This is a genomic window from Brucella sp. JSBI001 (assembly GCF_026014005.1).
Taxonomy (GTDB): Bacteria; Pseudomonadota; Alphaproteobacteria; order Rhizobiales; family Rhizobiaceae; genus Brucella; species Brucella anthropi.
Genome location: NZ_CP110339.1, coordinates 4169032 through 4195392, shown reverse-complemented (window position 1 = coordinate 4195392; position 26361 = coordinate 4169032). Strand labels below are relative to the sequence as shown.

The following is a 26361-nucleotide window of genomic DNA, read 5'->3' as shown; positions in this document are numbered from 1 at the left end:
GGATGCCGCCTCTGGTTGTTCATTTCCTGACAGGCATATGCCTGCAAGCGATGAACCGCGTCCTTCGGCGCCTCAACCTTATGGCGTGGACAGACCCGAGAAGAACGCTCGGATGTCCTTCGCCAGAGCTTCCGGCGCCTCGAGCGCCAGGAAATGCCCGCCGCGTTCGAACTCGGTCCAGTGGACGATGTTGTTTTCGTGCTCGGCCCATTTGCGGATGGTGACGTCCTGCGTGCTGGACAGGGCCACGCCGGTCGGAACCGGATTCTTCTCCTTGTCCGTGCCGGCCGGGTCGTGCTTGGTCTCATAGTAGAGATTGGCCGAAGACCCCGCCGTGCCGGTGAACCAGTAGAGGCTGGCATTGGTCAGCAACAGGTCGCGGTCGATCGCGTCCTCGGGCGACTCGGCGGAAGGATCGGACCATTCCTTGAACTTCTCGATGATCCAGGCGAGTTGGCCGACCGGCGAGTCCGTCAGGCCAAAGGCGAGGGTCTTGGGTCGGGTGCCCTGGATGTGGTCATAGCCGCGCATCTCGTCGTTGAAATGCTTGAAGCGGTCGAGCCGCTCGCGTTCGTCCGACGACAGAGTAACGAGCCCGACGCCGATCTGAACCATGGACGGAATCTGCACCATCGCGTTGGCGTGAACGCCGATAACGTTGTCGGGCGCGACCCGGCCGATTTCCGGCCCGACGAACGCCCCGACATCGCCGCCCTGGACGCCGTATCGATCGTAGCCGAGCCGGCGCATCAACTCGACACAGGTTTGGGCGATCCGGCGATAGGTCCAGCCTTCCCCGACCAAAGGGTGCGAGAATCCGAAGCCCGGCAGCGATGGGATGACCAGATCGAAGGCGGGCGCGCCAGCCGCGCCATGACCCGCCGGATCGACCAGCGGGCCGATCAGATCGATGAACTCGACAAACGATCCCGGCCAGCCGTGCACCAGCATCAGGGGCGTCGCTGTTTCGTCCCCAGATTTCACATGTAGAAAGTGCACGGTCTGACCGTCGATTTGTGTGATGAACTGCGGAAAGACGTTCAGCCGGGCTTCCTGCGCGCGCCAGTCGAAACCCTCCCGCCAGTATGCGCTGAGCGCCTTGAGATAATCGATCGGGACGCCCCGGCTCCATCCCTCGCCAGGCGCCTCCTCCGGCCAGCGCGTCCGGTCGAGCCGCTCATGAAAGTCGTCGATTGCAGTTTGCGCGATATCGATCCTGAACGGGGCGATCGTCATGAAGCGGCCTCCTGAAGTCACTACCTTGGCAAAGAAACGGAATATATCGTTCCGTTTTGATGACGCCATTCAATGTCGGTTTGATGACCGCCCTGTATGAGAACGTCATCGGATGCTTGTGGCCCCCGCGGTCGCCCCAAGAGGTGCAGATGAGTGAACGGTCGCCTCCGTCGGGCGGAACGCGAAGACAAAGGAACGACGCCCGCATTCTGGAGGCTGCGAGGAGGGTCTTCGCGCGCGATCCCAGGGCGCCCATGGCGGCCGTCGCCGATGAGGCTGGCATGGGGATGAGCGCGCTCTACCGCCGATATGAAAGCAAGGACCGTCTGCTAGAGGCCCTGTGTCGCGGCGGGCTTGAACGCTATGTCGCGGAGGCGAGGCAGGCCTTGGCCGATGAGGGTGATCCCTGGGACGCCCTGGCCGGGTTCATGAGGCGGGTGATAGAGGCCGAAACGCACACGCTCGTTCTTCTCCTGGCCGGCGCGTTCCCGCCCAGCCCGGACTTGTTCGATCTCGCCGCCGAGGCGCAGGCGCTGAACGAGCGCATCTTCTTGCGCGCGAGAAACGCGGGCCGGTTGCGCCCGGACGCCGACGTCAACGACCTCAACGTCATCGGCGAACTCGTGGCGACGGTGTCGATCGGTGATGGACCGCGCAACAAGCTTCTCAGGCAGCGTTATCTAAGCATTCTCCTCGATGGCCTGAGCCAAAAGGAGACAGATCCATTGCCTGAACCAGGGCCAAGCTGGGACGAAATGCAATCGCGCTGGCGATAAGTCGACAATGATCCGATCACGTTTCGATGGGCTGAGCCAGCGCCTCTCGCCCTCGGAACGGCACAATGCCTTACTTGTCACAGTGTCGACAAGCGCACGCGCATCGGGCGATCCTGATGAAACCGGTATGCTTAAGCAACCGTCGCTTCCATTCGCCGTTCTATTTGCAACCGATCGATTCTATCGCAAGAAGAGAGATCGATGAAATGAACCGTCGTGAAACATCGTCTCGATCGCCTCTGGTTGTTGCCGTCGCAGCCTGCATGCTTATGCTGGGATGCGCCCCCACCGAGGCGACGGTGAAGCACGTCGGCCAAGACGGCACCGTGAGTGTGGAGCAAGGAACGCTGCAAGGCCGACGCCAGGGCGATGCCTGGCTGTTCCAGGGCGTCCCCTATGCCGCGCCGCCGGTTGAGGACAATCGCTTCGCTCCGCCACGTCCGCTCGAGCCCTGGCAGGGGGTGCGCGCCGCCACCGAACCCGGCCCTTCATGCCCACAAGGCGAGGCGCCCGACGAAAACTGCCTTCATCTCGATGTCACGGCGCCCGTAACCGACTCCGGTGCGCCGCGCCCCGTGATGGTCTGGCTGCATGGCGGCGGCCTGCATGTCGGCTCGCCCAACGAATACGACGCGACGCGCCTGGTGACGACCGGCGACGTGATCGTGGTCAAGGTTGCCTCGCGCCTCAACGTCTTCGGTTATCTCGCCCTGCCCGGCCTGGAAGGCGGGGGGCAGTTCGGCCTTCTGGACGAGCAGGCGGCCTTGCGTTGGGTGCGCGACAATATCGCTGCCTTTGGTGGCGATCCCGGCAATGTCACCCTGTTCGGGGAGTCAGGCGGCGCCGTGCGGACCTGCGCGCACATGGTCTCACCGGGATCTGCCGGCCTGTTCCACAAGGCGATCCTCCAGAGCGGCGGCTGCAATATGCGCTGGCCGACGAATGTCACGCCGCTGGGCTCGTTCTGGATCGACCGGACCGAGGCGGAACGGCTCGGCGTCGAGATCGCAAACGCCGTGGGCTGTGACCGCGCCGATGACGACGAACGGCTGCAATGCCTGCGCGCCGTTCCCGCCGCGAAGCTGGTCGAGGCCGGCGGCGCAAGCGGCCAGGCCGCCTTCGGCACCCCGACGCTGCCGCTGGAGCCAGGTGTCGCTATGGCGCAGGGCCGGTTCAACCCCGTGCCGGTCCTGATCGGCACCAACCGCGACGAGGGCCGCGCCATGGTGGGACTGTCGCGACTGATGGGGACGCCGATCACCGAGCCCGGCTATGCCGAATTGTTGGTCGAGGGCTATGGCGAGGATGCCGCGGCGATTGCGGAGCGTTATCCGGTGTCGCGTTTCGCTGGCGAGGCGGAAGCGCCGGCCCTGACCTGGGCCGAGACCATCACCTCGCGCATGTTCGCCTGTCCGGCCGATCAGGACCGGCGCGCCATTGCCGGCCTCGCGCCTGTCTATGGCTACCTGTTCGACGACCAAAACGCGGTCGGCCTGGTGCCGATCGCCGCAGATTTTCCGCCCGGCGCGTCGCATTCGGGCGAACTCCCGCTGCTCTTCGACCTGACCAGCGGCATGCCGGTGGTGGTGGAAACGGGCGAGAAGCGTCCGATCAGCGACCAGCAGCGGGCGCTCGGCGCCGCCATGATCCGCTACTGGACCGCCTTTGCGCGAAACGGCGATCCTCATGTCGAGGGATTGCCCGCCTGGCCCCGTTATGATCCGCAACGGCCCGCCTCGCTGCTCCGTCTTGTTCCCGGCATGGACCGGGCCGAACTCGCCGATGCACGAACGATTCATGAGTGCGATTTCTGGGATGGCATCGACCGCCGATAACGAGCTGGGCTGCTGTGGTGACGGTCGACGATCGCGCGACACGCGGCCCGCAAGTCTGGCGCCAGGGTTTTGTTCAGTCGTGGGCTACGGCCTCCGAAACGATAAATCGTTAGAAACAGGTCATTCGGAGAGGAAGCGTTTTTATGCCCGGCCTCCGCTTCGCTCTGGCCGGGCGAGGTGCTTAGGGCTCCGCCCTCCGCGCACTTCGGAGTGGCTTCCGCCCAGCTTCCTCCGCGCTTCGCGCTCCGTGCAGCCGGTTCCCCGCGAAGCCACTCGCTCCGTTTGCACACCCGGTCTCGCCGACGGGCAGGGTTTCAGCGCGGCGCTTCCGCTGCGCTGGAACCCAAGCCCATAGGAGAAAGACCATGACCACGAATGCGAGCACCGCCACCGCCATCGAGAATGGCGCAACGGTTTTCATCCCGCTCAACAAGCTCAAGAAGCATCCGAAGAACGCCCGGAAGACCCCGCACAGCGAGGCGTCCATCCAGGGGAAGGCCGCGAGCATCGCCGCCAAGGGCATCCTGCAAAACCTCGTGGTGGAGCCGGAGCTTGATGGCGAAGGCGAGCCGACCGGCTTCTATCTGGTCAGCATCGGCGAGGGCCGCAGGCTGGCGCAGCTTCTGCGCGTGAAGCGCAAGGAGATCAAGAAGACCGAGCCGATCCGCTGTGTCATCGACACGGCGAACGATCCCGCCGAGATCAGCCTTGACGAGAACGTCAACCGTGAGAACCTGCACCCCGCCGACGAGTTCGAGCGCTTCCGCGAACTTTCGGACAATCGCGGATGGGGCGCGGAGGAAATCGCGGCCCGGTTCGGCGTCACCGCGCATGTGGTGAAGCAGCGGCTTCGCCTTGGAGCCGTCAGCCCCAAGCTGATCGAGGTTTATCGCGACGGCGGCCTGACCATGGACCAGTTGCAGGCGTTCGCCATCACCGACGACCACGCCCGGCAGGAACAGGTTTACGAGAACCTGTCCTACACAAGGAGCCGTGGATCATCCGCCGCGACCTGACCGCCAGCAACGTGGCGGCTTCGGATCGGCGCGCGTGTTCGTCGGGCCGAAAGCCTATGCCGAGGCGGGAGGGCACATTATCCGCGACCTGTTCACCGAGGATCGCGGCGGCTTCTACGAGGACGCCGCGCTGCTGGACCGGCTTGCCATCGACAAGCTGGAAAGGCTCGCCGCAGAGACGCGGGAGGCCGAGGGGTGGAAATGGGCTTCGGCTCATATCGACTATCCCCACGCCCACGGCATGCGCCGCACCTATCCGCGTCCGGTGGAGCTTTCGGAGGAAGACGCCGCAGCCTACGACGCCGCGCAGGACGAGCTTGAGCGCCTGTCGGCGCAATGGCAGGACGCTGACAAAGACCTGCCGCCCGAAGTGGATCAGCGGTTCGCGGAGCTTGAAGCGGAGATCGAGCGCATCGACGGGCTGCGCCATGCCTACGATGCCGACGACATCGCGCGCGGCGGCGCTTTCGTGGTGCTGAACCATGAGGGCACGGCCCGCATCGAACGCGGGTTCATCCGCGCCGAGGACGAGGCCCCGGAGCCGGAAGAAGCCGAGGACAGCGAAACCGTCATCGACGGCGTGCGCGTCAACGGCGATGGGGAGGTCTTGGACGATGGCGACCATGACGAGCACGGCAACCATGTTTCCGCGCTCGAGGCCGAGGACGAGGAAGCGGAGGAAGACGGCAAGCCGCTGTCGGACTCGCTCATCCGCGACCTGACCGCCCATCGCACCCTTGCCCTGCGTCTCGCCCTTGGCGAGCAGCCGGACATGGCCTTGATCGCCGTCACCCATACGCTGGCCGCGCAGACCTTCTATCGTGCCACGGAGGCCCATTGCCTCGAAATCCGTCCGACGAGCAGCTACCTTGCCAGCGATGCGGACGGCATCGAGGACACGGCGGCGGCGAAGGCGCTGGCGGATCGTCATGCCGGATGGGCGGCGGACATGCCGCGCGACGTGTCGGAGCTTTGGGGCTTCGTCGCCGGGCTGGACCATGCGAGCGTCATGGCGCTGCTGGCGCATTGCGCCGCGCAGACCGTCAATGCGGTCAAGATGCCGTGGGAACGCAAGCCGCTCGCCCACCAGACGGCGGACAGGCTGGCGACGGCGGTCGCCCTCGACATGACGGCGCACTGGACGCCCACGGTTCGGGCCTATCTCGGGCGCGTGACCAAGGCGCATATCCTCGCCGCCGTGCGCGATGCGCTTGGCGAGGAGGCCGCCGAGCGGATCGCGGACAAGAAGAAGCAGGAGATGGCCGAAGCCGCCGAGCAGCTTCTTGCCGGAACCGGCTGGCTTCCGCCCGTGCTGCGCACCGAGCGGGCCGCATGGCTGGTCGACGAACAGTCGGAGGCCACCGTCACGGAACCCGACAGCGCCGAGGCCGTGGAGGCCGAGCCCTTCGCCGTCGCGGCGGAATGAAGGAGGGGCCGGGATCGCGCGAGCGGTCCCGGCCTTCCGCCCGGAAAATTCCGGCCGCGCGGCTTCCCCGCGCGGCCGGATGACCTCGACAGATCAACAATGGTCAGGCCCACCAGGCTCGACAGGACAGGCAAGCATTGGCACCATGCCGACAATGCAGCCGTCAGACGGATGACGGCACGAAAGGCGGTGCGGCAAGTAGAGGTGAAGGGTCATGGTCGCGGTGATGTTCATGAGCGTTGCGTTGATCGCGCTTCTCTGCGTTCTCGCCTACACGCTTGCCATATATGCGCTGCCCTTCATGCTCGGGCTGACCGCAGCGCAGTTCGCCTATCAGACCGGCTCGGGCCTGATCGGCGCAGGACTGGTCGGCCTGTTCTCCGCCGGCGTCGCCTTCGGCGTCCTGGCCGGCCTGTTCGAGATGATCCGCTCGCCCGTCATCCGCCTGATCGTGGCGCTGGTCTTCGCCGTGCCCGCCGCCGTGGCGGGCTATGCGCTGGTCTCGGGCATCACCAAGGAGGCCGTGCCGTCCGAAATTTGGCGGCAAATCTTCTGCATCGTCGGCGGCGCGTTCGTCGGCGTCTCTGCATGGATGCGGCTGGCGCAGGGTGTCGGCCAACCCGCCAGATAGATGCCGGTGGGGAGCGAAGCGACATGCTGTTCAAGAAGGCGGTTCTCGACGGGATAAAGGCCGGGCGGGTAACGGTCGCATTCCGGTGCTGGACCAAGCCCACGGTGCGAGCCGGAGGCGCGTTGCGGACGCCTGTCGGCGTTCTCGCTATCGAGCAGGTCGAGCCCGTCGAGCCGGACGACATCTTGGAAGAGGATGCCGGGCGCGCGGGGTTCGACAGCCGCGAAGCGCTGCTTGTCGAACTCCGAAAAGGGCGCGCCGGGACATTGTATCGGATCGGCTTCCATCTGGCGGGACCGGACCCGCGCGAGGCCCTGCGTCGGAACGACCGTCTCGACGCCGACGATTTCGCCGCGCTGCGCGAGCGGCTGGCCGCGCTCGATACGAGCAGCCGCTCAGGGCCTTGGACCGCCGACACGCTCCGGCGGATCGGCGAGCGTGACGGCAGGACCGCCGGGGAGATCGCCGATAGCCTCGGGATCGACAAGCCGACCGTGAAGCGCAAAATCCGCCTGCTCAAGGAGCTTGGCCTGACGGAGAGCCTGCCGAGCGGCTATCGGCTTTCCGAGCGCGGGCGCGTGGTCCATGAAAGACTGTCGCGAAAATCCTAGAACGCGCACCAGACAAAGGCCCCGCCTTGCATTTTGATGGCAGTTTCTATATGTTGATGGCATTGCTATCAATTAACTGGGTATGCTGTCAGATGCCCGCCGTCACGATCCGCAATCTGTCCGATGAGACACATCGTGCCCTCAAGGTGCGCGCGGCCCATCATGGCCGCAGCACCGAGGCCGAGATGCGCGATATTCTGGAAGCAGCGGTTCGCCCCACGGACCGCCTTCGGATCGGCTCGGCCCTGTCGGCATTGAGCCGCGAAGCCGGGCTCACCAACGCCGATGTCGAGGCGTTGGAAAAGGGCCGCGACCGGACACCCGCCACGCCCATGAGCTTTGAATGATCCTTCTGGACACGAATGTCGTCTCGGAGGCGATGAAGCCGGAACAAGCTCCGGCCGTGCGCGACTGGCTGGACGAACAGGCGGCCGAAACGCTCTACCTTTCCAGTGTGACCGTGGCGGAACTCCTGTTCGGCATCGGCGCGATGCCTGACGGGCGGCGCAAGCAGCGTCTCGCGACCACGCTCGACGGGCTTCTGCCGCTGTTCGAGGGCAGAATCCTTCCTTTCGACACGAACGCCGCCCGCCACTATGCCGACTTGGCCGTCGCGGCTCGCAAGGCCGGCAAGGGATTCCCCACACCTGACGGATATATCGCCGCCATCGCCGCCGATCAGGGCTTTGCGGTCGCCACGCGTGACGCCAGCGCCTTCAACGCCGCCGGTGTTCCGGTCATCGACCCCTGGACAGCCGGACACTGAGCTGCGGGTTCACGCCCGATTCCGAAATAGGGTTCTGGATCGCGTTGCCCTTAGGGCCGGGCTTTCGGCTGCGCCGGAACCGCGCCCAGAGCGCGTTTCCGCCATTCGGCTTCAATCCCATAACGCAAGGAGCGACAGCGGCCATTTCGCGACAAGCCCCGCTTGGCCGAGCGAGGCCGTCTCGGGGGCAGGCCACGGTCGCCACGGCAGGACCATGAGGTTAGGTATTTCGTTCGCTTCAACCGGCAAGCGGATCAGCCTCGGCAGGCTCGCAATCGTCCGCTTGGCCATGGCATGACGCCACGCCCGCGCGCGATCTTCCTTCCACACCGGATAAGGCGGCGCCCGCGAAGGTCAGACGAAGGCGCGCCCGCTGCCCCGCTGGCGAAATCTGAACGGCCTTGGCGGTCGGGACAGGGAAAACCGCAGTGAGGGGCGCACCGCGTTTTCCGATCCCGGTGCGGCGTGGGATAGCCGCCATTGCCGTATTCACCCTGATTCCTGTTTGGGGCGCTCCATCCGCGTCCTCGATTGGCAAGGTCTGACCGAAGACCGCCGCCGCCAAGGCGGCGTCTCGCTCGTCTTCCCGCAACGTCCGTCATCAGCTTTTTTCCGCCGCCTTCGGCTTTGCATCGCGAGGCAAAAAAGCTGCCACCGGCCGCCTTCCACGATGTTCCAGCCCTGACGGGTGCGGGGCCGATCGTCCCCGGTCGAATGACCGCCATCGAGGTCGCACTGGAGCGGCCCGACAGGAAAAGGAACACGACAATGGCGACCATCGGCACCTTCACCAAGAACGAGAACGGCGCGGGCTTCACCGGCGCGGTCAAGACCCTGACCCTCAACGTCAAGGCCAAGTTCACCGCCACCGAGGGCGACAGCGAGCGCGGCCCCGACTTCCGCATCTTCGTCGGAGCCACCGAGTTCGGCGCGGCCTGGAAGAAGACCGCCCGCGAGACGCAGCGCGAATATCTCAGCGTCAAGCTGGACGATCCGAGCTTCCCGGCCCCGATCTACGCCAGCCTGATCGAAGTCGAGGACGGCAGCGGTCACAACCTCATCTGGTCCCGCCGCAACGGCGACTGAGGCCGGCCCCCGAGAGCGCCCCGCTCGAAAGAGCGGGGCTTTGTCCATGCTCATGGCCGCTACCCGTCAAACAATATGGAGATCGGGAGAAGCGGCCTTCTGCTGTCTGGTTTGCACCCGATCAGATCTTCTCCCCGTCCTCCGCTCCGCTCTGGCCGGGCGGCGTGCTTAGGGCCAGCCCTCGGCGCACTTCGGAGTGGCTTCCGCCCAGCTTCCTGCGCGCGTTCCGCGCTCCGTGCAGCCGGTTCCCCGCGAAGCCACCCACTCCGTTTGCACACCCGGTCTCGGCGACGGCCAGGGTTGCAGCGCAGCGCTGCGCTCCAACCCAAGCCAATAGGAGACAGGATCATGTATCATCAGCTTGCCACCCGGTTCGGCCGCAACGCCCATCAGATCAGCGGGCGCGAAGCCCTCGACAACGAGGCGCTTTACCGGCACGTCCCGTCCATCTTCGCCCGCGAGGCGCATGACAGCCGTTCGGAACGCTACGTCTATGTCCCCACCATCGACATCGTGGAGGGGCTGCGCCGGGAAGGATGGTTCCCGTTCTTCGCCGTCCAGTCCGTTCCGCGCGACGGCAGCCGTCACGGCCACGCCAAGCACATGCTGCGCTTGCGCCGGGAGGGCGGCATCGGCCAGCGCGAAGCCGCCGAAGTCATCATCGTGAACAGCCATGACGGGACCAGCGCCTATCAGATGTTCGCGGGGATGCTCCGTTTCGTCTGCACCAACAGCATGATTGCGGGCGAGCGGTTCGAGGAAGTCCGCGTGCCGCACAAGGGCAATATCCAGCATGACATCATCGAAGGCGTTTACACTGTCGCCGAGGACTTCCCCCGGTTGATCGACGCCAGCGAGAGCATGAAGGAGGTTCAGCTTTCCGAGGACGAGCGCCGCGTGCTGGCCGAGGCGAGCCTTGTCGCCCGCTATGGCGAGGACGAAAGCCCCATCCGGCCTGACCAGATCATCGAGCCGCGTCGGCGCGAGGATGCAGGGCGAAGCCTCTGGACCACGTTCAACGTCATTCAGGAGAACGTCGTTCGCGGCGGACTGCATGGCCGCAAGCGCAACGCCGAAGGCCGCATCCGGCGCAGCCAGACCCGCGCCATCAACGGCATCGACCAGAACGTGACGCTCAATCGCGCGCTCTGGACGCTGGCCGAGGGGATGCAGCGCTTGAAGGGATAGCGATGGCGCGTGAAATGGGGCCGCCACCACCGGGCGGCCCCACACGTTTCGCCCGGTTTTCGGCACATGATTTTTTCGCCGATCCGCGATGGCGGATCGGCGGCGCGGCCACGCGCAATTCCATGGCCGCCGCTCGCCGGGCTACGCCCGGCTCGCAAAATCAAAACCGCAATGTTAAGAAATAATCAACTATAAACGATCGCGTTCGACGCTCAACGTTTCTCGGTTCAGCGACTTCTATTACTTATAGTTGCACCGAAATCTCTCTAGCCGGGCTTTGCTCTTGAACCCGGCTTAGAGAGGTGACGCCATGCTTAGCATCGACTGGCGATCACCGGCGGCATACAGACACGCCAAGAAGATCGTGGCCGCCGGCTTTGCCTGGGAATATCTTCGTCGTTACGACGAGTATCGCCATGACTTCCAGACCATCGCCCGCGCCCGGCGGCCCGCAGCCGACCGGCTGGAAGCCTTCGCGCAGCGCTGGGGCTTACGATTTCCCGTGCGATCCCGATGCGCCGCCTGACGGCCAGCCGCTGTTCTGGTCGCCACGACTCCAGCCGCACGCCGTCATCCTGTCGCCGGTCGAGAACGAGACGGACGAAACCGAACCCGTCCTCACGCTCGCCCATCTCCATGGCCTCGATCTGCGCCGCGCCGCCGATGGCTGGCACGGCATCTGGCAGGTCGACGGCGTGGCGCATCAATTCTGGCTGCCCGAGGCCGTGCCCGATGCCGCCACCTTCTACGTCGCGCGCGTGCCGTTCGATTCCTTCATGGAGCTTCGCTCCCATGCCGCGCGCCGCCTCTGGCGTTCGACACGGCAGCGTCCGCCTGGACCGCCCTTCGGCGCGCTGCCCGCCCAACTCCGGCAATGGCATATCCTGTCCCTGCGCGCTCTCGACGCCAGACTGCGCGGCGAGAGCTACCGCGCCATTGCCGATGTCCTGCTTGGCTTTCGCGGCACGAAAGAGGACTTCGAGAGCGATCCGCGCAAGAGCAAGGCCCGCCGCCTGGTTGCCCATGGCCTCATGATGATGCGCGGCGGCTATCGGCTGCTGCTCAGTTATCCGCTCAAGCCGGGCAAGCTTTAATTCGGTTGCGTCTCGATCCGCAGGTAACGCCGCTAATGAAGAGAGAGCCGCTTGCAGTTACTCGCTGGCCGCCTCGAACTTCGCCTTGTAGGCGGCCGCCTGCGTGATCGACTCGATGCCGAACGCGACTGCGCCGACCGCAGCGCGACCATCGACCGCGCGGGATACGACCGCGCCGGCATCGAGACCGAAGCCGCCGCATAGCTCGATGAGTTCCGCTCCGTCCTCGACAAGCTCGGACGCGACCGTCGCGGCGGCCTCGACTGTTGGGACAAAGGCGATCGTCAGTTTCTCCTGAGCCGTTTCCCTGACGGTCCGATCTGTTTTCGGATCGGCATCTTCCCACAGAATAATCGTTGCCCAGACATTCATGGCTTAAACCTCTCACCTCGCAAGGTTTGAGCGTATGCCAAGTTCATGACGATCCCGCAGACATCGGTGTCGTTACCTTTCGTTCGCGCCCGATTGCACCAAGATCTTCCGATAGCCCTCGCGCGACAGCCATTGCGCGCGTTCGAGATGGCTTTGCCAGCATCGATAGGTCATGGCTTCCTCGGCGGCCGGATCGCGATGGAGGACGATCCGCGCGACTTCCTTCCAGTCCGCGCCTTCCGCCCTGGCGTCGAGCAGCCGCAGATAGGTCACGAAATGCCGCTCGTCATAGAGGGTGATGTCGGTGCCGAAAGGTGCGATGTCGTCAACGTCGGGATCGAGTTCGACTGGCACGCGCATAACCGTTCCCCGTGTTCGAGAAGGTTTGTCTGCGGTGCGCCCCCGCAAACGATTCTCTCTGACTCTTGGTGATCGGGGAGTTCGAAACCGTGGTTAGACGGCCCTGTGGCCTTTAGCTCGGAGAACCTGTTGTATACGCCACAGGCTCCCCGACCATAAGGTCAAGGAGTGGTGGTGCCGTCACGGCCGGCACCAACCGCTAACCAGGGGTTTCGACGCCCCGGAGCAGTGCGTCTGCTCCGTCTCTAAGTCTAGCCCACGCGCGAAGAAATGTCTCCGCCTATTCGGCCCGTTAGTGACCTGCCGGACCCCAAACGCGATCCTATCGCCGGTTCTCGCTGCCTTCGTGAGCCGTTCGCGGTTCTAAAGGGGGTGCCGCCAGCGCATAGGCGCGAATGCGGCACGCTACGCGCCGCCGATGCCTCGCCATGGTTCGCCGCAGTCCGCTGTCGCCACCGACAGCCGCCTTCACGACGAACCGGAGGTATCTATGTCAAACCCGCTGGCGGGCCTGCCGCCACGCCTGTTGCGCACCAAGGAGGCCGCGCGCTTCCTCGGCATTTCGCTGCGCACCCTTGAGAAGCATCGCACCTACGGGACCGGCCCGACCTATCGCAAGATCGGCGGCCGCGTCCTCTATGCTGTCGACGACCTGCAAGCCTGGAGCGAGATCGGCGCGCGCCGATCGACGCGCGAAGAGACAGCCGGCCGCGTGTTTCCGGCCCGGCCGCTGACGCCGGACGAGCGAGGCGAGCGATGAGCCGCCGTGCGCCCCGCGCACACGGCCGGCCGCTGCCGGACGGACCCGCGCCCTTCACCACGCTTGTCGAGCTGACGTTCCAGAAGCAGCAGGTCGAGCACTGGATACGCTTCGGCCGCAAGAGCTACGAACAGATCATCGACCGTCGCCGCAGCGTCGTCGGCTTCGCGCCGAACAGCATCTTCGCCTTCGTCCGATGGGCGAAGGGCGAGCACGGCACGGTCATGTCGCGCATCGACATCGTGCGCGCCATCGGCCGCGGCGAGCCGTTCCAGACGTTGCCCTTCGTGCGGCCCGGCGGCGACATCCTGCTGCGCCTCGAAAGCTGGCCGAAGGTGGAGCGCGCGCTTGCCGCCATCGACGCCGTGGACGCGCTCGGCCTCGATCCCGCCGACATATCGCCGGAGCATTGGCGGAACGTCCATAACCGTCTGACCGCCGGCCTGAAGCCCCGCGCCTACACGCCCGATCGCCACGCCGCCTGGCTCGGCCGCCAGAGGATCGACCCGTGACGCGCCGCCGCATCCTCACGGTGACGGCGCTGGCGGTGCTCGGCATCGCCGCCGCCAGCGCGGTCGGGACTCCGACGAAACTCATCTGGAACGCGACCGCGAGCACGCCCATCGGCTTCTACACCGTCGAGCCGGCCGACCGGATCGACGTGCCCGAGTTGGTCGCCGTCCTGCCGCCCGAACCGCTCGCCGCCTTCATGATCGAGCGCGGCTATGTCGCGCGCGGAGTGCCGCTGCTCAAGCGCGTCCTGGGCCGGCCTGGACAGCGCGTTTGCCGAACCGGCCGCACGATCACGGTGAACGGGATCGACATGGGCGAGGCGCTGGAGCGCGACAGCCTCGGCCGCGATCTGCCCGTCTGGCAGGGCTGCCGCATTATCGGCGACGGCGAACTCTTCCTCATGAACTGGCAAGTCCGCGACAGCCTCGACGGCCGTTACTTCGGACCCATCCCCGCAAGCTCCGTCATCGGCCGGGCGGTCCCGCTCTGGACCGATGAGGACGGCGCGGGCCGCTACGAATGGCGCGCCCGGACTCAATGACAGTCGCACTGACTTCGCTTCCCAACCCCAACCACAGGAGACTTTCCATGCCTCAGATCGGTCAATTCAAACGCGAGGAATCCGGCTTCGTCGGCCGTGTCCAAACGCTGACCCTGTTCCGCGAAATCACCATCGTTCCGGCCGAAGGTTCGGGCGCGGAGAACGCGCCGGATTACCGCGTCCACCACGGCGCGGAGGACGGGCCGGAAGTCGGCGCGGCGTGGAAACGCACCGGCGAGAAGGCCGGCGAATACCTTTCCGTGCTGCTCGACGATCCCGCCTTGCCGCAGCCGATCCGCGCCAACCTGTTCCGCGACGACGAGGCCGGCGCGTCATGGTCGCTGCACTGGAGCCGCCCCAAACCGCGCGACGAGCGGGACTGAGGCCATGCGGTATCGCGTCAGCCTCGCGCTCAAAGGTCTCATCCCTTTGTTCGCGGAGAAGCCGGCTCATCCCTTCGTCCCGCTCGACCGCAGGATGGCCGGCGCGCGCAGCGAAGGTCAAGGGCGGCGTTTCGCCGGCGCTTGCGCCTTGCCCTTGACCGCAGCGAGCACGCAGGCAGGCTGGCGTCGCGGCGGAGACAGGGCGGCATGGCGTTGCGTCGTTCTCGCAGCGATCGGCGCGCTCTTGCTCGGCGGCGGATCGGTGTCGGCGGTCGCGCAGCCGATGCCGATCGTGCGCCCCGCCGCCGTCGATCTTCATGCCGCCCACATCGCCGAGGCGTCGCGACGGTTCGGCATTCCCGAGCACTGGATTCGCGCCGTGCTGCGCGCCGAGAGCGCGGGCGACGTGCGCGCGATCTCGTCGGCCGGTGCGATGGGATTGATGCAGGTCATGCCCGATACATGGGCGGAGCTGCGCGCCCGCCATGGCCTCGGCCGCGATCCCTATCACCCGCGCGACAATATCATGGCGGGCACGGCCTATCTGCGCGAGATGTTCGACCGCTACGGCAATGTCGCGGCGATGCTGGCCGCCTACAATGCCGGCCCCGGCCGCTACGACGAGTATCTTGCGACCCGCCGCAGATTGCCCGCCGAGACCCGCGCCTATGTCGCCGCTCTCGTGCCGTTGCTCGGCGGCGCGGCTGCATCCGAAGCGCCGATCGCGGCGCCGCCACCCCCGCCCGATTGGCGTGCGGCGCCGTTGTTCGTCATGCGCTCGACCGACACGGGCGCTGCCGCAGCGTCGCCGTCCGACGTGCAATCCGGCGACGGCCGCGCAGCCGTTCCGGTGCGCCATGCCGTCGATGCGGAGCCGCAGGAGGGCGGCATCTTCATCGCCCGCGCCAATGATGGAGGAACGCCGTGAGGAACGCGTTCCCACGCTCGGCAGCGGTCATTGCGGTGTCCAGTCAGGCAGGTTCGCGCCTGGCTGGATTCTTGGCAGGAGAAGCGGAAAGGGCAGGAAAAGCGGAGGGCAAGATAAAGGAAACCGGCACTAAGTCTGCCGGATTTCTAAAATTATTGTTGTCTGCACACTGGTTAGATGAGCCGCGAGCGGCACCATGGGTTTTGATCCGGCGTGCCGCGATCTTGCGCAAAGCCTTGGCTTTGCTGGGTTTCGACCGGCACCATGGCCGCCGAATGCCCGATTTCCTTGAGTTTTGGCCGGAGGCGCATCCTTGAGCGCCGACGACGAAAACCGCTTCCGGCCGAAGCCCGGCTGCATTCGATCCGACACGCGGCCCGGCAAGACCAAGAGCTTTTTTAGCCAGGCTAAGACGATCGCCCGGCAGCACAGCGCCAGCCCGTCCAGATCATCACCCCGCCCAGGCAAAAGCCTGACCGGCAAGGGCGGCAAAGCCGCGCGTTCGACCAACGGGCCGGGCCTGCAACGCGGGCGCGGGGCGGCCTTCGTTCGCGCGCGCACCTTAGCGGGCGGCTGGCGGCACAGTGCGCCCGGAATGCGCCGCGTCATCGTCAAGACCCGCTACGTTCAGAACGCCGGCAGGAACGGCAAGTCCGCCGCCCATCTGCGCTATATCCAGCGTGACGGCACATCGCGCGATGGCGAGCGCGGTCAGCTCTATTCCGCGACCGAGGACCGCGCCGATGGTAACGCCTTCGTTGAACGCGGCAACGATGATGAGCGCCAGTTCCGATTCATCATCTCGCCGGAGGACGGCGCGGACCTGACCGACCTGACCGCGCACACTCGCGACCTCATGAAGCAGATCGAGGCCGACCTTGGCACGAAACTCGATTGGGTCGCGGTCAACCACTACAACACCGGCCATCCGCATGTGCATGTCATTGTCCGGGGCAAGGACGACCTGGGCGAGAATCTTGTCATCAACGGCGACTATCTCGCCAACGGAATCCGCGAGCGCGCCAGCGAGCTAACCACGCTGGAGCTTGGACCCGTGACCGAGATCGAGCAGAGCCGCAAGCTGTCGGCCGAGATCGACCAGGACCGTTTCACTCGCATCGACCGGGCAATGACGGAGGAAGCCAACGAACGGTTCATCGACCTTCGCTATGAGCCGGCCGAGCGGAGATGGCAATTTAATCGCACGCTACGCCTGCGCCGTCTCGCCAAGCTGGAGAAGATGGGCTTGGCGACCGAGCACGCGCCGGGCGTATGGGAGTTGAGCGAGCGGATGGAGCCGACCTTGCGGGAGCTGGGCGAGCACGGCGACATCGTCCGCAACATGCACAAGGCGCTAAAGGCCGATGGCCTGGAACGCGACCCGCTGACCTTCCAAATCCATGACGGGCCGCCCGAAAAGCCCATCGTCGGCCGCGTCGTCGATAAGTATCTGTCCGACGAGTTGGGCGAGAACCTGACCGTTGTGGTGGACGGGATCGACGGTCGGACGCACCATGTCGCCGGCATCGACCCGGCCCGCGTCGAGGATGCGCGGATCGGCAGCGTCGTCGAGATCGGCCCGGCCGACGCCGCGCAGCGGCCATCCGACCGGACCATTGCTGCCGTTGCCGAAGACGGCATCTATCGGCCGACCCGCCATCTGGAACGGGCCAAGTTCGAGGGCCGCGTTCCAGGCGGCGATTACGAAGGCTATGTCGATGCTCATGTGCGCCGGCTGGAGGCATTGCGCCGCGCCGGCATAGTCAAGCGGATCGACGCCGACCAATGGCGCATCCCCGAAGATTTCGAGAGCAAGACGGCCGCCTACGATGCCGGCCGCAACCGGCAGGCCAGCGTTCGCGTCCTTTCGGTGCTCGACCTTGAAAAGCAGATCGGCGCGGATGGTGCGACGTGGCTCGACCGGCGATTGGTCATGCCCGACGCATCCGACCTTGCGCCGGCCGGGTTCGGCCAGCAGGTGCGCGAGGCGATGGACCAGCGCCGCGAGCATCACATCGAACAGGGCGACGCCACGCGCCGGCAGGACGGTCGAACCTTCTACCGGCGCAATCTTCTCGCCACGCTGCGCGAGCGCGAGATTGCCAGCTTCGGCGCGGAGATGGCGGCGAACAAGTCGCTCCCGTTCCGCACGGTCGCCGATGGTGAAACCGTCAGCGGCAAGTTCACCGGCACCGTGCAGCTAACCAGCGGAAAGTTCGCCATCTTGGAGAAGAGCCACGAGTTCACTCTTGTCCCTTGGCGACCCGTCATCAACCGCCAACTCGGCCGCGATGTGGCGGGCGTCGTGCAGGGCGGTTCGGTATCGTGGCAAGTGGGGCGTCAGAGGGGACTAGGGCTATAAGCCCACTAGCCTGCCTCGCACGCGCCGATCGATCTGGTGGATTGGCCGCTGCGATTCGTTTCGTGCGGCCTTGCAGCAGTATCATCGCAACTGTTCACATAGTCGCAACCCGACCTATTCGCCGCCGATAGTATCCGGTAGCCCTCCCGCATCCTCTTTCCTGTTGCCTGTCCCGATTTTGCCTACTCTCTGATCGGCTCCGTCTCTTTTGCCAATTGGAGCCCGTATGCGCGGAAGCCGAATCCTATGGGGTCAGATCGCCGTCGTCTTCACCATCATTCTGGTGATGACCTGGGCGGCGACGCAATGGACGGCTTGGCGCCTCGGCTTTCAGGCGCAGCTTGGCAACCCGTGGTTCGAGCTGGCCGGCTCACCGATCTACTATCCGCCCGCTCTGTTCTGGTGGTGGTATGCGTTCGACGCCTACGCGCCCTCGATCTTCTTCGAAGGCGGCATTATCGCCGCGTCCGGCGGCCTTATGGCCATCGCCGCCGCCATCATGATGTCCATCATTCGCGCGCGGGAGGCGCGCAACGTCGCGACATACGGCTCGGCGCGATGGGCGGAGGACAAGGAAATCCGCGCCGCCGGACTGCTCGGCCCCGATGGCGTCGTGCTCGGCCGCTACGACCGAGAGTACCTGCGCCACGACGGGCCGGAGCACGTCCTATGTTTCGCGCCCACGCGGTCGGGCAAAGGTGTCGGCCTCGTGGTGCCCACGCTGCTGACCTGGCCGGGAAGCTGCATCGTCCACGATATCAAAGGCGAGAACTGGACCCTGACGGCGGGCTTCCGGGCGAAGCATGGCCGCGTCCTGCTGTTCGATCCGACCAACGCGAAGTCGTCGGCTTACAATCCACTACTGGAAGTGCGGCAGGGCGAATGGGAAGTCCGCGACGTGCAGAATATCGCGGATATTCTGGTCGATCCCGAAGGCAGCCTCGACAAACGCAATCACTGGGAAAAGACCAGCCATTCGCTGCTTGTAGGCGCGATCCTGCATGTTCTCTACGCCGAAAAGAACAAGACGCTGGCCGGCGTCGCCAACTTCCTCTCCGATCCACGCCGACCGGTTGAGGCGACCTTGCGCGCGATGATGGGCACGCCGCACCTGGGCGAAGTCGGCGTTCATCCCGTTGTCGCCTCGTCGGCCCGCGAGCTGCTGAACAAGAGTGAGAACGAACGTAGCGGCGTGCTCAGCACCGCCATGTCGTTCCTGGGCCTCTATCGCGATCCCGTAGTGGCGCGTGTGACGGCGCTTTGCGACTGGCGCATTGCTGATCTTGTCGGAAGCAAGGAGCCCGTGAGCCTCTACCTCGTTGTGCCGCCGTCCGACATCAACCGGACGAAACCCTTGATCCGGCTAATTCTCAATCAGATTGGGCGCAGGCTGACCGAGGAATTGAACACATCGGGGAAACACCATCGCCTGCTGTTGATGCTCGACGAGTTTCCGGCGCTCGGCCGTCTTGACTTCTTCGAGAGCGCCCTAGCGTTCATGGCGGGTTACGGCCTCAAATCCTTCCTGATCGCGCAATCGCTCAACCAGATCGAGCGCGCCTATGGGCCGAACAACGCGATTCTGGATAATTGCCACGTTCGCGTGGCGTTCGCCACGAACGACGAGAGGACGGCGAAACGCATCAGCGACGCGCTCGGCACCGCGACCGAGATGCGCGACTCCACCAACTATGCCGGCCATCGCCTCGCGCCGTGGCTGGGGCATCTCATGGTGTCACGGCAGGAGACCGCGCGGCCTTTGCTCACGCCGGGCGAGATCATGCAGCTTCCGCCGACCGAGGAAATCGTCATGGTCGCCGGCACGCCTCCGATCCGGGCCGCAAAGGCTCGCTATTATGAGGACGGGCGTTTTCAGGAACGCATATTGCCGCCGCCCGATCTGGCATCCGTTCCGTCCGCGCCGAACCCATCATCCGACGACTGGTTGAGCCGCGTAGTGACGGAAGCAAAGGCCACGCCCACGACGGCGACCAGCGGAAGCGAGGGCGATCATGACAATGCCGGCATCCGCCGAGAGCCGGAATTGCCCGAGCATGAGGAAATCGTCACGCCGCCGCGTCCGCCCGAACAGGAGTTCGATATGCTGGACGACGAGCCGGACGTTGACGCCGCCAAGGCCCGCGCCCTGCGCCAGCGCATGCGGGTGGTCGCGCGGCAAGCGTCGCTGGACCCCGGCGACGGCATCGAGCTTTGAGGACGCGCCGATGACCAGCCGAACCCGCATGAACGTCTATTTCGACCCAGATTTGCTCGCCCAGGTCGAGGCGCTGGCCCTGCGTCGGCAAGTGTCGAAATCCGCCGTCGTCGAGGCGGCGGTCGCGTCTTTCCTATCCGGCGACACGTCGGATCGACTGGAAGCGGCCATGTCGCGCCGCCTGGACAAGCTCGGTCGCCAGATCGACACGCTCGACGAAGATCTCGCCGTGCTCGGCGAGACTGTCTCGCTGTTCATCCGCTTCTGGCTGACCGTCACGCCGCCGCTGCCGGAGAATGCGCAGGCTGCCGCCCGCGCGAAGGGGGCCGAACGGTTCGAGGGCTTCATGCAGTCGCTCGGCCGGCGCCTGGCGACCGGAGACAAGTTTCTCAAGGAGCTGTCGCGTGATGTCGATCCTGCACGGTCAGAAGGCGCACCCGAGGACAGATGAGGAATCGGCGTGAGTGAAGGGCAGGAGTTGCCTATAGTATGTTGCAATCATGGCTACGCTTCATCTCATCTGCGGATTACCCGGATCAGGAAAGACCACTCTCGCGCACCAACTTGAAAAGGATGGCGAGGGCGTAAGGCTGTCTCCTGACGAATGGATGACTGCACTTGGTTTTCGCCTCTATGATGAGGTAGCCCGCACTCGTGTTGAACAACTCCAATGGAAGTTGGCGCAGCGTTTGCTCGCGAACCAGACGAGTGTGATCCTGGAAAATGGCTTCTGGTCAAGGCAGGAGCGTGATGCCTATCGATCGGTCGCCATTTCCCTCCGCGCTAAGACCCGTCTGCACTATCTCTCCGTGCCAATTGAGGAACTGCGGCGAAGAATCATTGCTCGCAATCAAGATAGTCCCCCTGAAGCGACGGTGAACCCGGACGACCTTCTAAGTTGGGGGAATCTGTTTGAGCCGCCTACGAAGGAAGAACTCGCCACATGGGCGTCAATCAAATGACTACTTTTCTGGGCAGCGCTCGGAACTGAGAACTATACCCGTCCTATTCGCCGCCGATCGCCGCCGATGCCCGCACGCGCTTAGATACTTGTTGAATCGGCCCGATTTCAGGCTCTTTTAATCGACCCCGTTGCGGGGACCATCTGTCGAGCCCCGTCAGGAAACGGGGCCGAGATGACCGCCACTCACCACAAACCGGAAGCGATCCAGCGCGGTGCGCGGATGCTGCGCACCGCGCTCGGCGCGGCCATTGCGCGGTATCTCGAAGACCCCGCCGTGGTCGAGGTCATGCTGAATCCCGATGGCCGGATTTGGGTGGACTGGCTGTCCGAAGGGTTGGCTGACACGGGTGAAATCATGTCGCCCGCCGATGGCGAACGCATCGTGCGCCTGGTCGCCCACCATGTCGGCGCGGAGGTTCATGCCAGCGCACCGCGCGTCTCGGCCGAGTTGCCCGAGAGCGGCGAGCGGTTCGAGGGGCTATTGCCGCCCGTGGTCGCCGCCCCGACCTTCGCTATCCGCAAGCCCGCCGTCGCGGTGTTCACGCTCGACGACTATGTGGCCGCCGGCACTATGACCGCCAACCAGGCGGATACGCTGCGCGCGGCCGTCGCATCCCGTGCCAACATCCTCGTGGCTGGGGGCACTTCGACCGGCAAGACCACGCTGACCAACGCGCTGCTCGCTGAGGTGGCGAAGGGCACGGATCGCGTCGTCATCATCGAGGACACGCGCGAACTGCAATGCCGCGCGCAAAATCTCGTTTCCATGCGGACGAAAGACGGCGTGGCGACGCTATCCGACCTTGTGCGGTCTTCGCTGCGCCTGCGTCCCGACCGCATCCCCATTGGCGAGGTGCGCGGCGCGGAAGCCCTCGACCTGCTCAAAGCCTGGGGCACCGGCCATCCGGGCGGGCTTGGCACCATTCACGCCGGCTCCGGCATCGGTGCGCTCCGTCGCCTTGAACAGCTCATTCAAGAGGCTGTCGTCACCGTTCCGCGCGCCCTGATCGCTGAGACCATCGACCTTGTTGCTGTCCTTTCCGGGCGCGGTTCCGCGCGCCGGCTGGCCGAACTCGCCTGCGTCGAAGGACTCGGCCCGGACGGCGACTACCGCATCACCCCCGCAACCCCCACCAGCACAGGAGAACCAACATGATCCGCACGCTTTCGCGCGGCTATCGCTTCATTGCGACCGCCGCTACCACGCTCGCGATCAGCGCCATGCTCGCACCGGCCGCCCACGCTTCAGGCTCGTCCATGCCGTGGGAAGCGCCGCTGCAATCCATCCTCGAATCCATCGAGGGGCCAGTTGCCAAGATCATCGCCGTGATCGTCATTATCGCCACCGGCCTTGCGCTGGCCTTCGGCGATACCTCGGGCGGCTTTCGCCGCCTGATCCAGATCGTTTTCGGCCTGTCGATCGCCTTCGCCGCGTCGAGCTTCTTTCTGTCGTTCTTCTCGTTCGGCGGCGGGGCGCTCGTTTGATGGCGGCCGTCCTCGAACAACTCGACGCGGTGCCGGGCTTCACTGTCCCGGTTCACCGGGCGCTGACCGAGCATATTTTGCTCGGCGGCGCTCCGCGCTCCATCGCCATCATGAACGGGACGCTCGCCGGGGCCGTGGGCCTCGGCCTGCGCCTCTGGCTGGTTGGCCTCGCCATATGGGCCATCGGCCATTTCGCGGCCGTATGGGCGGCGAAGCGCGACCCGCTCTTTGTCGAGGTCGGGCGGCGGCACCTGCGCATCCCCGGTCATCTGGCGGTGTGAGGGCGCTGCCATGATGAATCTTGCCGAATATCGCCGCACCGCCAGCCGGCTTGCCGACTATCTGCCCTGGGTGGCGCTCGTCGCCGAAGGCGTCGTTCTCAACAAGGACGGCAGCTTTCAGCGCAGCGCACGCTTTCGCGGTCCCGATCTGGATTCAGCCGTCGCGGCCGAACTGGTCGCTGTCGCCAGCCGCATCAACAACGCCTTCCGTCGCCTCGGATCGGGCTGGAGCATCTTCGTCGAGGCACAGCGCAGCGAAGCCGCGACCTATCCCGACAGCAGCTTTCCCGATCCGGCGTCGGCCGTGCTCGACGCCGAGCGCAAGGCGGGTTTCGAGGAAGCCGGCACGCATTTCGTGTCGGGCTACTTCCTCACCTTCCTCTACCTGCCGCCGGCCGAGGACGCCGCACGCGCCGAGACATGGCTTTACGAGGGCCGCGAGCAATCCGGCGTCGATCCGCATGAAGTGCTGCGCGCCTTCATCGACCGCACCGACCGCGTGCTGGCGCTGCTCGACGGTTTCATGCCGGAATGCCGCTGGCTCGATGACAGCGAGACGCTGACCTATCTGCATTCTACCGCCTCGACCAACCGGCATCGCGTCCGCGTTCCCGAGACGCCGATCTATCTCGACGCGCTGCTCGCCGACCAACCGCTGACCGGCGGGCTGGAGCCGCGCCTTGGCGACCAGCACCTCCGCGTCCTGACCATCATCGGCTTTCCGACCGCGACGACGCCCGGACTGCTCGACGACCTCAACAGGCTGGCCTTTCCGTATCGCTGGAGCACGCGTGCGATCCTGCTCGACAAGACCGACGCCACCAAGCTGCTCACCCGCATCCGCCGCCAATGGTTCGCGAAGCGGAAAAGCATCGCGGCGATCCTGAAAGAGGTGATGACGAACGAGGCGTCCGTTCTCGTGGACACGGACGCGGACAACAAGGCGGCCGACGCCGACATGGCCCTGCAGGAGCTTGGGGCCGATGTCGCCGGCATGGCCTATGTCACGGCGACCATCACCGTATGGGATGCCGACCCGCGCCTTGCCGACGAGAAATTGCGGTTGGCCGAGAAGGTCATCCAGGGCCGCGATTTCACGGCCATGGTGGAGACGGTGAATGCGGTTGACGCATGGCTCGGCAGCCTGCCCGGACACGCCTACGCGAACGTCCGGCAGCCGCCCATCAGCACTTTGAATCTCGCCCACATGATTCCGCTTTCGGCGGTGTGGGCGGGGCCGGAACGGGACGAGCATTTCGGTGCGCCCCCTTTGCTCTTTGGAAAGACCGAAGGCTCAACCCCGTTCCGGTTTTCTTTGCATGTCGGCGACGTGGGCCACACTCTCGTCGTCGGCCCGACCGGCGCGGGCAAATCCGTCCTGCTGGCGCTCATGGCCTTGCAGTTCCGGCGCTACGCCGGCAGCCAGGTCTTCGCCTTCGACTTCGGCGGCAGCATCCGCGCCGCGTCGCTCGCCATGGGCGGCGACTGGCACGACCTGGGCGGCGGCCTCACCGAAGGTTCGGACGCCTCCGTTTCGCTCCAGCCGCTCGCCCGCATCCACGACACCTATGAACGCGCCTGGGCCGCCGACTGGATCGCCGCCATCCTCATGCGCGAAGGCATCGCCATCACGCCCGAGGTGAAGGAGCACCTTTGGACCGCGCTGACCTCGCTCGCCTCCGCGCCCGCCGAGGAACGCACCATCACCGGCCTCGCGGTCCTGCTGCAATCCAACGATCTGAAACAGGCACTCCGGCCGTATTGCGTCGGCGGTCCCTATGGCCGGCTGCTCGACGCGGAGACCGAGCATCTTGGCAGTTCACGTTGCCAAGCGTTCGAGATCGAGGGCCTTGTCGGCACGGGCGCAGCGCCGGCCGTGCTCGCCTACCTGTTTCACCGCATCGGCGACAGGCTGGACGGCTCACCCACGCTGCTCATCATCGACGAGGGCTGGCTTGCGCTGGACGACGAGGGTTTTGCCAGCCAGCTCCGCGAATGGCTGAAAACGCTCCGCAAGAAGAACGCCAGCGTCATCTTCGCCACGCAAAGCCTGTCCGACATCGACGGCAGCAACATCGCGCCCGCGATCATCGAGAGCTGCCCGACGCGGCTTCTGCTCCCCAACGAGAGGGCCATCGAGCCGCAGATCACGGCGATCTATCGCCGCTTCGGCCTCAATGACCGGCAGATCGAAATCCTCGCGCGGGCGACACCGAAACGGGACTACTACTGCCAGAGCCGCAGGGGAAACCGCCTGTTCGAGCTGGGCTTGTCCGAAGTCGGCCTCGCGCTCTGCGCCGCATCCGCCAAATCCGACCAGACCTTGATTGCGCAGATCGTCGCCGATCACGGCCGCGACGGCTTCCTCGCCGCTTGGCTCACAGCCCGCGATGTCGGCTGGGCCGTCGATCTTCTCCCGGGCTTCCCGACCCTCATTCCCCACATCGAAAAGGAGTCCCAACCATGACCATTCGTCGTTTCCGCCCGCGCGCCGTTCTCCTGGTCGCGACCGTGCTCGCCGTGCCGGTCGCGGTGTCGCCCATGTTCATCACGCCCGCGTCGGCACAATGGGTCGTGTTCGATCCGAGGAACTACGTCGAAAACGTCCTGTCGGCGGCGCGATCCCTGGAGCAGATCAACAACCAGATCACCTCGCTCCAGAACGAGGCGACCATGTTGATGAATCAGGCCCGCAATCTGGCGAGCCTGCCGTTCTCGTCGCTCCAGCAGCTCCAGCAATCCGTTCAGCGCACACAGCAGCTTTTGAGCCAGGCGCAAAACATCGCCTTCGATGTGCAGCGCATCGACCAGGCGTTCCAGCAGCAATATGGCAACGTGTCGATGTCGGCGACGGACCAGCAGCTCGTCGCCAACGCCCGCACGCGCTGGCAGAACACCGTAGGCGGCTTGCAGGACGCGATGCGCGTCCAGGCCGGCGTCGTCGGCAATATCGACACCAACCGCACGCAGATGTCGGAGCTTGTCGGCCAGAGCCAGGGGGCGTCGGGCGCGTTACAGGCGGCGCAGGCGGGCAACCAGCTTCTCGCCCTGCAATCGCAGCAGCTTTCTGACTTGATCGCGTTGCTCGCCGCCAACGGCCGGGCTGGTGCTCTGACCGAGGCCGAACGCGCCGCCGCCGCCGAACAGGGACGCGAACAACGCCGCCGCTTCCTGACGCCCGGCTCGGGCTACCAGCCCGGCAACGCACAGATGTTCAACAACGGCAACTGAGGACGCGGCCATGGACGGCAAGATGCTGGCCCGGCTGGGCGCTATCGTATTCGTCGCAGTCGCCATTACCGCGACGGCTGTCGAGATGACCCGCAAAGAAGACGCACCGGCAGAGACGCCGGCGCGGCTTCTCCAGCCCGAACGCGATCCGCTACGCGAGGGGCAGCGGCGGTGCCAGCAGCTTGGAGAGCAGGCCGCGAACGACGCCGAATGCCTGCGCGTCTGGGCCGAAACCCGTGACCGTTTTCTCGGCCGGACGCCTGCGCCCGCATCGCCATCCTCCAGCGAACGGCGGTGACGC

The 26361-nt window shown here is 65.5% G+C and carries 30 protein-coding genes and 2 pseudogenes; 28 read left to right on the top strand and 4 right to left on the bottom strand.

Going from position 1 to position 26361, the window contains the following annotated elements; all coding sequences use genetic code 11:
- Positions 1-78: 78 nt before the first annotated feature.
- Complete coding sequence (locus LJ361_RS20045; protein ID WP_264812165.1) at positions 79-1236, bottom strand: epoxide hydrolase family protein; 1158 nt, start codon at positions 1234-1236, stop codon at positions 79-81.
- 254 nt (positions 1237-1490) lie between these two features.
- Between LJ361_RS20045 and LJ361_RS20040 the strand changes: the two genes are divergently transcribed.
- The 7 genes and pseudogenes from LJ361_RS20040 to LJ361_RS20010 all read left to right on the top strand — a co-directional run bounded on the left by LJ361_RS20040 (position 1491) and on the right by LJ361_RS20010 (position 8297).
- Positions 1491-2012, top strand: coding sequence for a TetR/AcrR family transcriptional regulator (locus LJ361_RS20040; RefSeq protein ID WP_264812164.1), 522 nt, complete (start codon positions 1491-1493; stop codon positions 2010-2012).
- 116 nt (positions 2013-2128) lie between these two features.
- Entirely contained in the window at positions 2129-3847 is a 1719-nt protein-coding gene (locus tag LJ361_RS20035; RefSeq protein ID WP_264812162.1) for a carboxylesterase/lipase family protein, read from the top strand.
- 365 nt (positions 3848-4212) lie between these two features.
- Positions 4213-6289 (top strand): annotated as a pseudogene (locus tag LJ361_RS20030) (ParB/RepB/Spo0J family partition protein).
- A gap of 214 nt (positions 6290-6503) precedes the next feature.
- Positions 6504-6920 (top strand): hypothetical protein, encoded by a 417-nt coding sequence (locus tag LJ361_RS20025; RefSeq protein WP_264812161.1) that lies wholly within the window; start codon positions 6504-6506, stop codon positions 6918-6920.
- Positions 6827-7531: a helix-turn-helix domain-containing protein gene (locus LJ361_RS20020; protein ID WP_264812158.1), complete on the top strand. Its 705-nt coding sequence runs from the start codon at positions 6827-6829 to the stop codon at positions 7529-7531. The genes LJ361_RS20025 and LJ361_RS20020 overlap by 94 nt, the downstream gene beginning before the upstream one ends.
- 92 nt (positions 7532-7623) lie before the next feature.
- Positions 7624-7878: a FitA-like ribbon-helix-helix domain-containing protein gene (locus tag LJ361_RS20015; RefSeq protein WP_264813611.1), complete on the top strand. Its 255-nt coding sequence runs from the start codon at positions 7624-7626 to the stop codon at positions 7876-7878.
- Positions 7875-8297 (top strand): type II toxin-antitoxin system VapC family toxin, encoded by a 423-nt coding sequence (locus tag LJ361_RS20010; RefSeq protein ID WP_264812156.1) that lies wholly within the window; start codon positions 7875-7877, stop codon positions 8295-8297. Before LJ361_RS20015 ends, LJ361_RS20010 begins: the two co-directional genes overlap by 4 nt.
- A gap of 238 nt (positions 8298-8535) precedes the next feature.
- On the opposite strand, the gene LJ361_RS20005 is transcribed toward LJ361_RS20010, so the two are convergent.
- Positions 8536-8790: a hypothetical protein gene (locus LJ361_RS20005; protein ID WP_264812155.1), complete on the bottom strand. Its 255-nt coding sequence runs from the start codon at positions 8788-8790 to the stop codon at positions 8536-8538.
- Positions 8791-9065: 275 nt separating this feature from the next.
- Between LJ361_RS20005 and LJ361_RS20000 the strand changes: the two genes are divergently transcribed.
- The 5 genes and pseudogenes from LJ361_RS20000 (at position 9066) to LJ361_RS19980 (ending at position 11665) form a co-directional block, all read left to right on the top strand.
- Complete coding sequence (locus LJ361_RS20000; RefSeq protein WP_264812153.1) at positions 9066-9383, top strand: DUF736 domain-containing protein; 318 nt, start codon at positions 9066-9068, stop codon at positions 9381-9383.
- 348 nt (positions 9384-9731) lie between these two features.
- Positions 9732-10571 carry a DUF932 domain-containing protein gene (locus LJ361_RS19995; RefSeq protein WP_264812152.1) on the top strand — a complete coding sequence of 280 codons (840 nt, stop codon included), beginning with the start codon at positions 9732-9734 and terminating at the stop codon, positions 10569-10571.
- A gap of 2 nt (positions 10572-10573) precedes the next feature.
- Positions 10574-10756, top strand: coding sequence for a hypothetical protein (locus LJ361_RS19990; RefSeq protein ID WP_264812151.1), 183 nt, complete (start codon positions 10574-10576; stop codon positions 10754-10756).
- Between the two features lie 125 nt (positions 10757-10881).
- Positions 10882-11013: pseudogene (locus tag LJ361_RS23660) on the top strand (transcriptional regulator domain-containing protein); the annotation flags it as partial.
- A complete protein-coding gene (locus LJ361_RS19980; RefSeq protein WP_413775043.1) occupies positions 10988-11665 on the top strand; it encodes a DUF2285 domain-containing protein in 678 nt (225 codons plus the stop codon). The pseudogene LJ361_RS23660 and the gene LJ361_RS19980, both read left to right, overlap by 26 nt.
- A gap of 57 nt (positions 11666-11722) precedes the next feature.
- Here the strand turns inward: LJ361_RS19980 and LJ361_RS19975 are convergent, their stop codons facing one another.
- Positions 11723-12037, bottom strand: coding sequence for a DUF6506 family protein (locus tag LJ361_RS19975; protein ID WP_264812148.1), 315 nt, complete (start codon positions 12035-12037; stop codon positions 11723-11725).
- 72 nt (positions 12038-12109) lie between these two features.
- Positions 12110-12397 (bottom strand): DUF2285 domain-containing protein, encoded by a 288-nt coding sequence (locus tag LJ361_RS19970; RefSeq protein ID WP_264812147.1) that lies wholly within the window; start codon positions 12395-12397, stop codon positions 12110-12112.
- A gap of 490 nt (positions 12398-12887) precedes the next feature.
- Here LJ361_RS19970 and LJ361_RS19965 point away from each other — a divergent pair, with 490 nt between their 5' ends.
- The 16 genes from LJ361_RS19965 (at position 12888) to trbK-alt (ending at position 26358) form a co-directional block, all read left to right on the top strand.
- Complete coding sequence (locus LJ361_RS19965; protein ID WP_264812146.1) at positions 12888-13157, top strand: helix-turn-helix transcriptional regulator; 270 nt, start codon at positions 12888-12890, stop codon at positions 13155-13157.
- The gene (locus LJ361_RS19960; protein ID WP_264812145.1) at positions 13154-13669 is read left to right on the top strand and encodes a DUF2840 domain-containing protein; all 516 of its coding nucleotides are present in this window, start codon (positions 13154-13156) and stop codon (positions 13667-13669) included. Before LJ361_RS19965 ends, LJ361_RS19960 begins: the two co-directional genes overlap by 4 nt.
- Complete coding sequence (locus LJ361_RS19955; RefSeq protein ID WP_264812144.1) at positions 13666-14211, top strand: S26 family signal peptidase; 546 nt, start codon at positions 13666-13668, stop codon at positions 14209-14211. The genes LJ361_RS19960 and LJ361_RS19955 overlap by 4 nt, the downstream gene beginning before the upstream one ends.
- 47 nt (positions 14212-14258) lie before the next feature.
- Complete coding sequence (locus LJ361_RS19950) at positions 14259-14594, top strand: DUF736 domain-containing protein (protein WP_264812143.1); 336 nt, start codon at positions 14259-14261, stop codon at positions 14592-14594.
- Positions 14595-14598: 4 nt separating this feature from the next.
- Entirely contained in the window at positions 14599-15522 is a 924-nt protein-coding gene (locus LJ361_RS19945; protein ID WP_264812142.1) for a lytic transglycosylase domain-containing protein, read from the top strand.
- Positions 15519-15839, top strand: a complete 321-nt coding sequence (locus LJ361_RS19940) for a hypothetical protein (protein WP_264812140.1) — start codon at positions 15519-15521, stop codon at positions 15837-15839. Before LJ361_RS19945 ends, LJ361_RS19940 begins: the two co-directional genes overlap by 4 nt.
- A 278-nt stretch (positions 15840-16117) precedes the next feature.
- On the top strand, positions 16118-17884 hold the full coding sequence (locus LJ361_RS23540) for a relaxase/mobilization nuclease domain-containing protein (protein ID WP_320109282.1): 1767 nt from the start codon (positions 16118-16120) through the stop codon (positions 17882-17884).
- Positions 17885-18110: 226 nt separating this feature from the next.
- On the top strand, positions 18111-20099 hold the full coding sequence (locus LJ361_RS19930) for a conjugal transfer protein TraG (RefSeq protein WP_264812139.1): 1989 nt from the start codon (positions 18111-18113) through the stop codon (positions 20097-20099).
- Between the two features lie 10 nt (positions 20100-20109).
- Positions 20110-20550 (top strand): CopG family transcriptional regulator, encoded by a 441-nt coding sequence (locus tag LJ361_RS19925; protein WP_264812137.1) that lies wholly within the window; start codon positions 20110-20112, stop codon positions 20548-20550.
- A 49-nt stretch (positions 20551-20599) separates the two neighbouring features.
- Positions 20600-21061 (top strand): AAA family ATPase, encoded by a 462-nt coding sequence (locus LJ361_RS19920; protein WP_264812136.1) that lies wholly within the window; start codon positions 20600-20602, stop codon positions 21059-21061.
- Positions 21062-21235: 174 nt separating this feature from the next.
- Positions 21236-22219, top strand: coding sequence for a P-type conjugative transfer ATPase TrbB (gene trbB / locus LJ361_RS19915; protein WP_264812134.1), 984 nt, complete (start codon positions 21236-21238; stop codon positions 22217-22219).
- Positions 22216-22548 (top strand): TrbC/VirB2 family protein, encoded by a 333-nt coding sequence (locus tag LJ361_RS19910; protein ID WP_264812133.1) that lies wholly within the window; start codon positions 22216-22218, stop codon positions 22546-22548. The genes trbB and LJ361_RS19910 overlap by 4 nt, the downstream gene beginning before the upstream one ends.
- Positions 22548-22829, top strand: a complete 282-nt coding sequence (locus tag LJ361_RS19905; protein ID WP_264812132.1) for a VirB3 family type IV secretion system protein — start codon at positions 22548-22550, stop codon at positions 22827-22829. The genes LJ361_RS19910 and LJ361_RS19905 overlap by 1 nt, the downstream gene beginning before the upstream one ends.
- A gap of 10 nt (positions 22830-22839) precedes the next feature.
- Positions 22840-25296 carry a conjugal transfer protein TrbE gene (gene trbE, locus LJ361_RS19900; protein ID WP_264812131.1) on the top strand — a complete coding sequence of 819 codons (2457 nt, stop codon included), beginning with the start codon at positions 22840-22842 and terminating at the stop codon, positions 25294-25296.
- On the top strand, positions 25293-26060 hold the full coding sequence (gene trbJ, locus LJ361_RS19895) for a P-type conjugative transfer protein TrbJ (RefSeq protein WP_264812130.1): 768 nt from the start codon (positions 25293-25295) through the stop codon (positions 26058-26060). Before trbE ends, trbJ begins: the two co-directional genes overlap by 4 nt.
- Positions 26061-26070: 10 nt before the next feature.
- On the top strand, positions 26071-26358 hold the full coding sequence (gene trbK-alt / locus LJ361_RS19890; RefSeq protein ID WP_264812129.1) for a putative entry exclusion protein TrbK-alt: 288 nt from the start codon (positions 26071-26073) through the stop codon (positions 26356-26358).
- Positions 26359-26361: the final 3 nt, after the last annotated feature.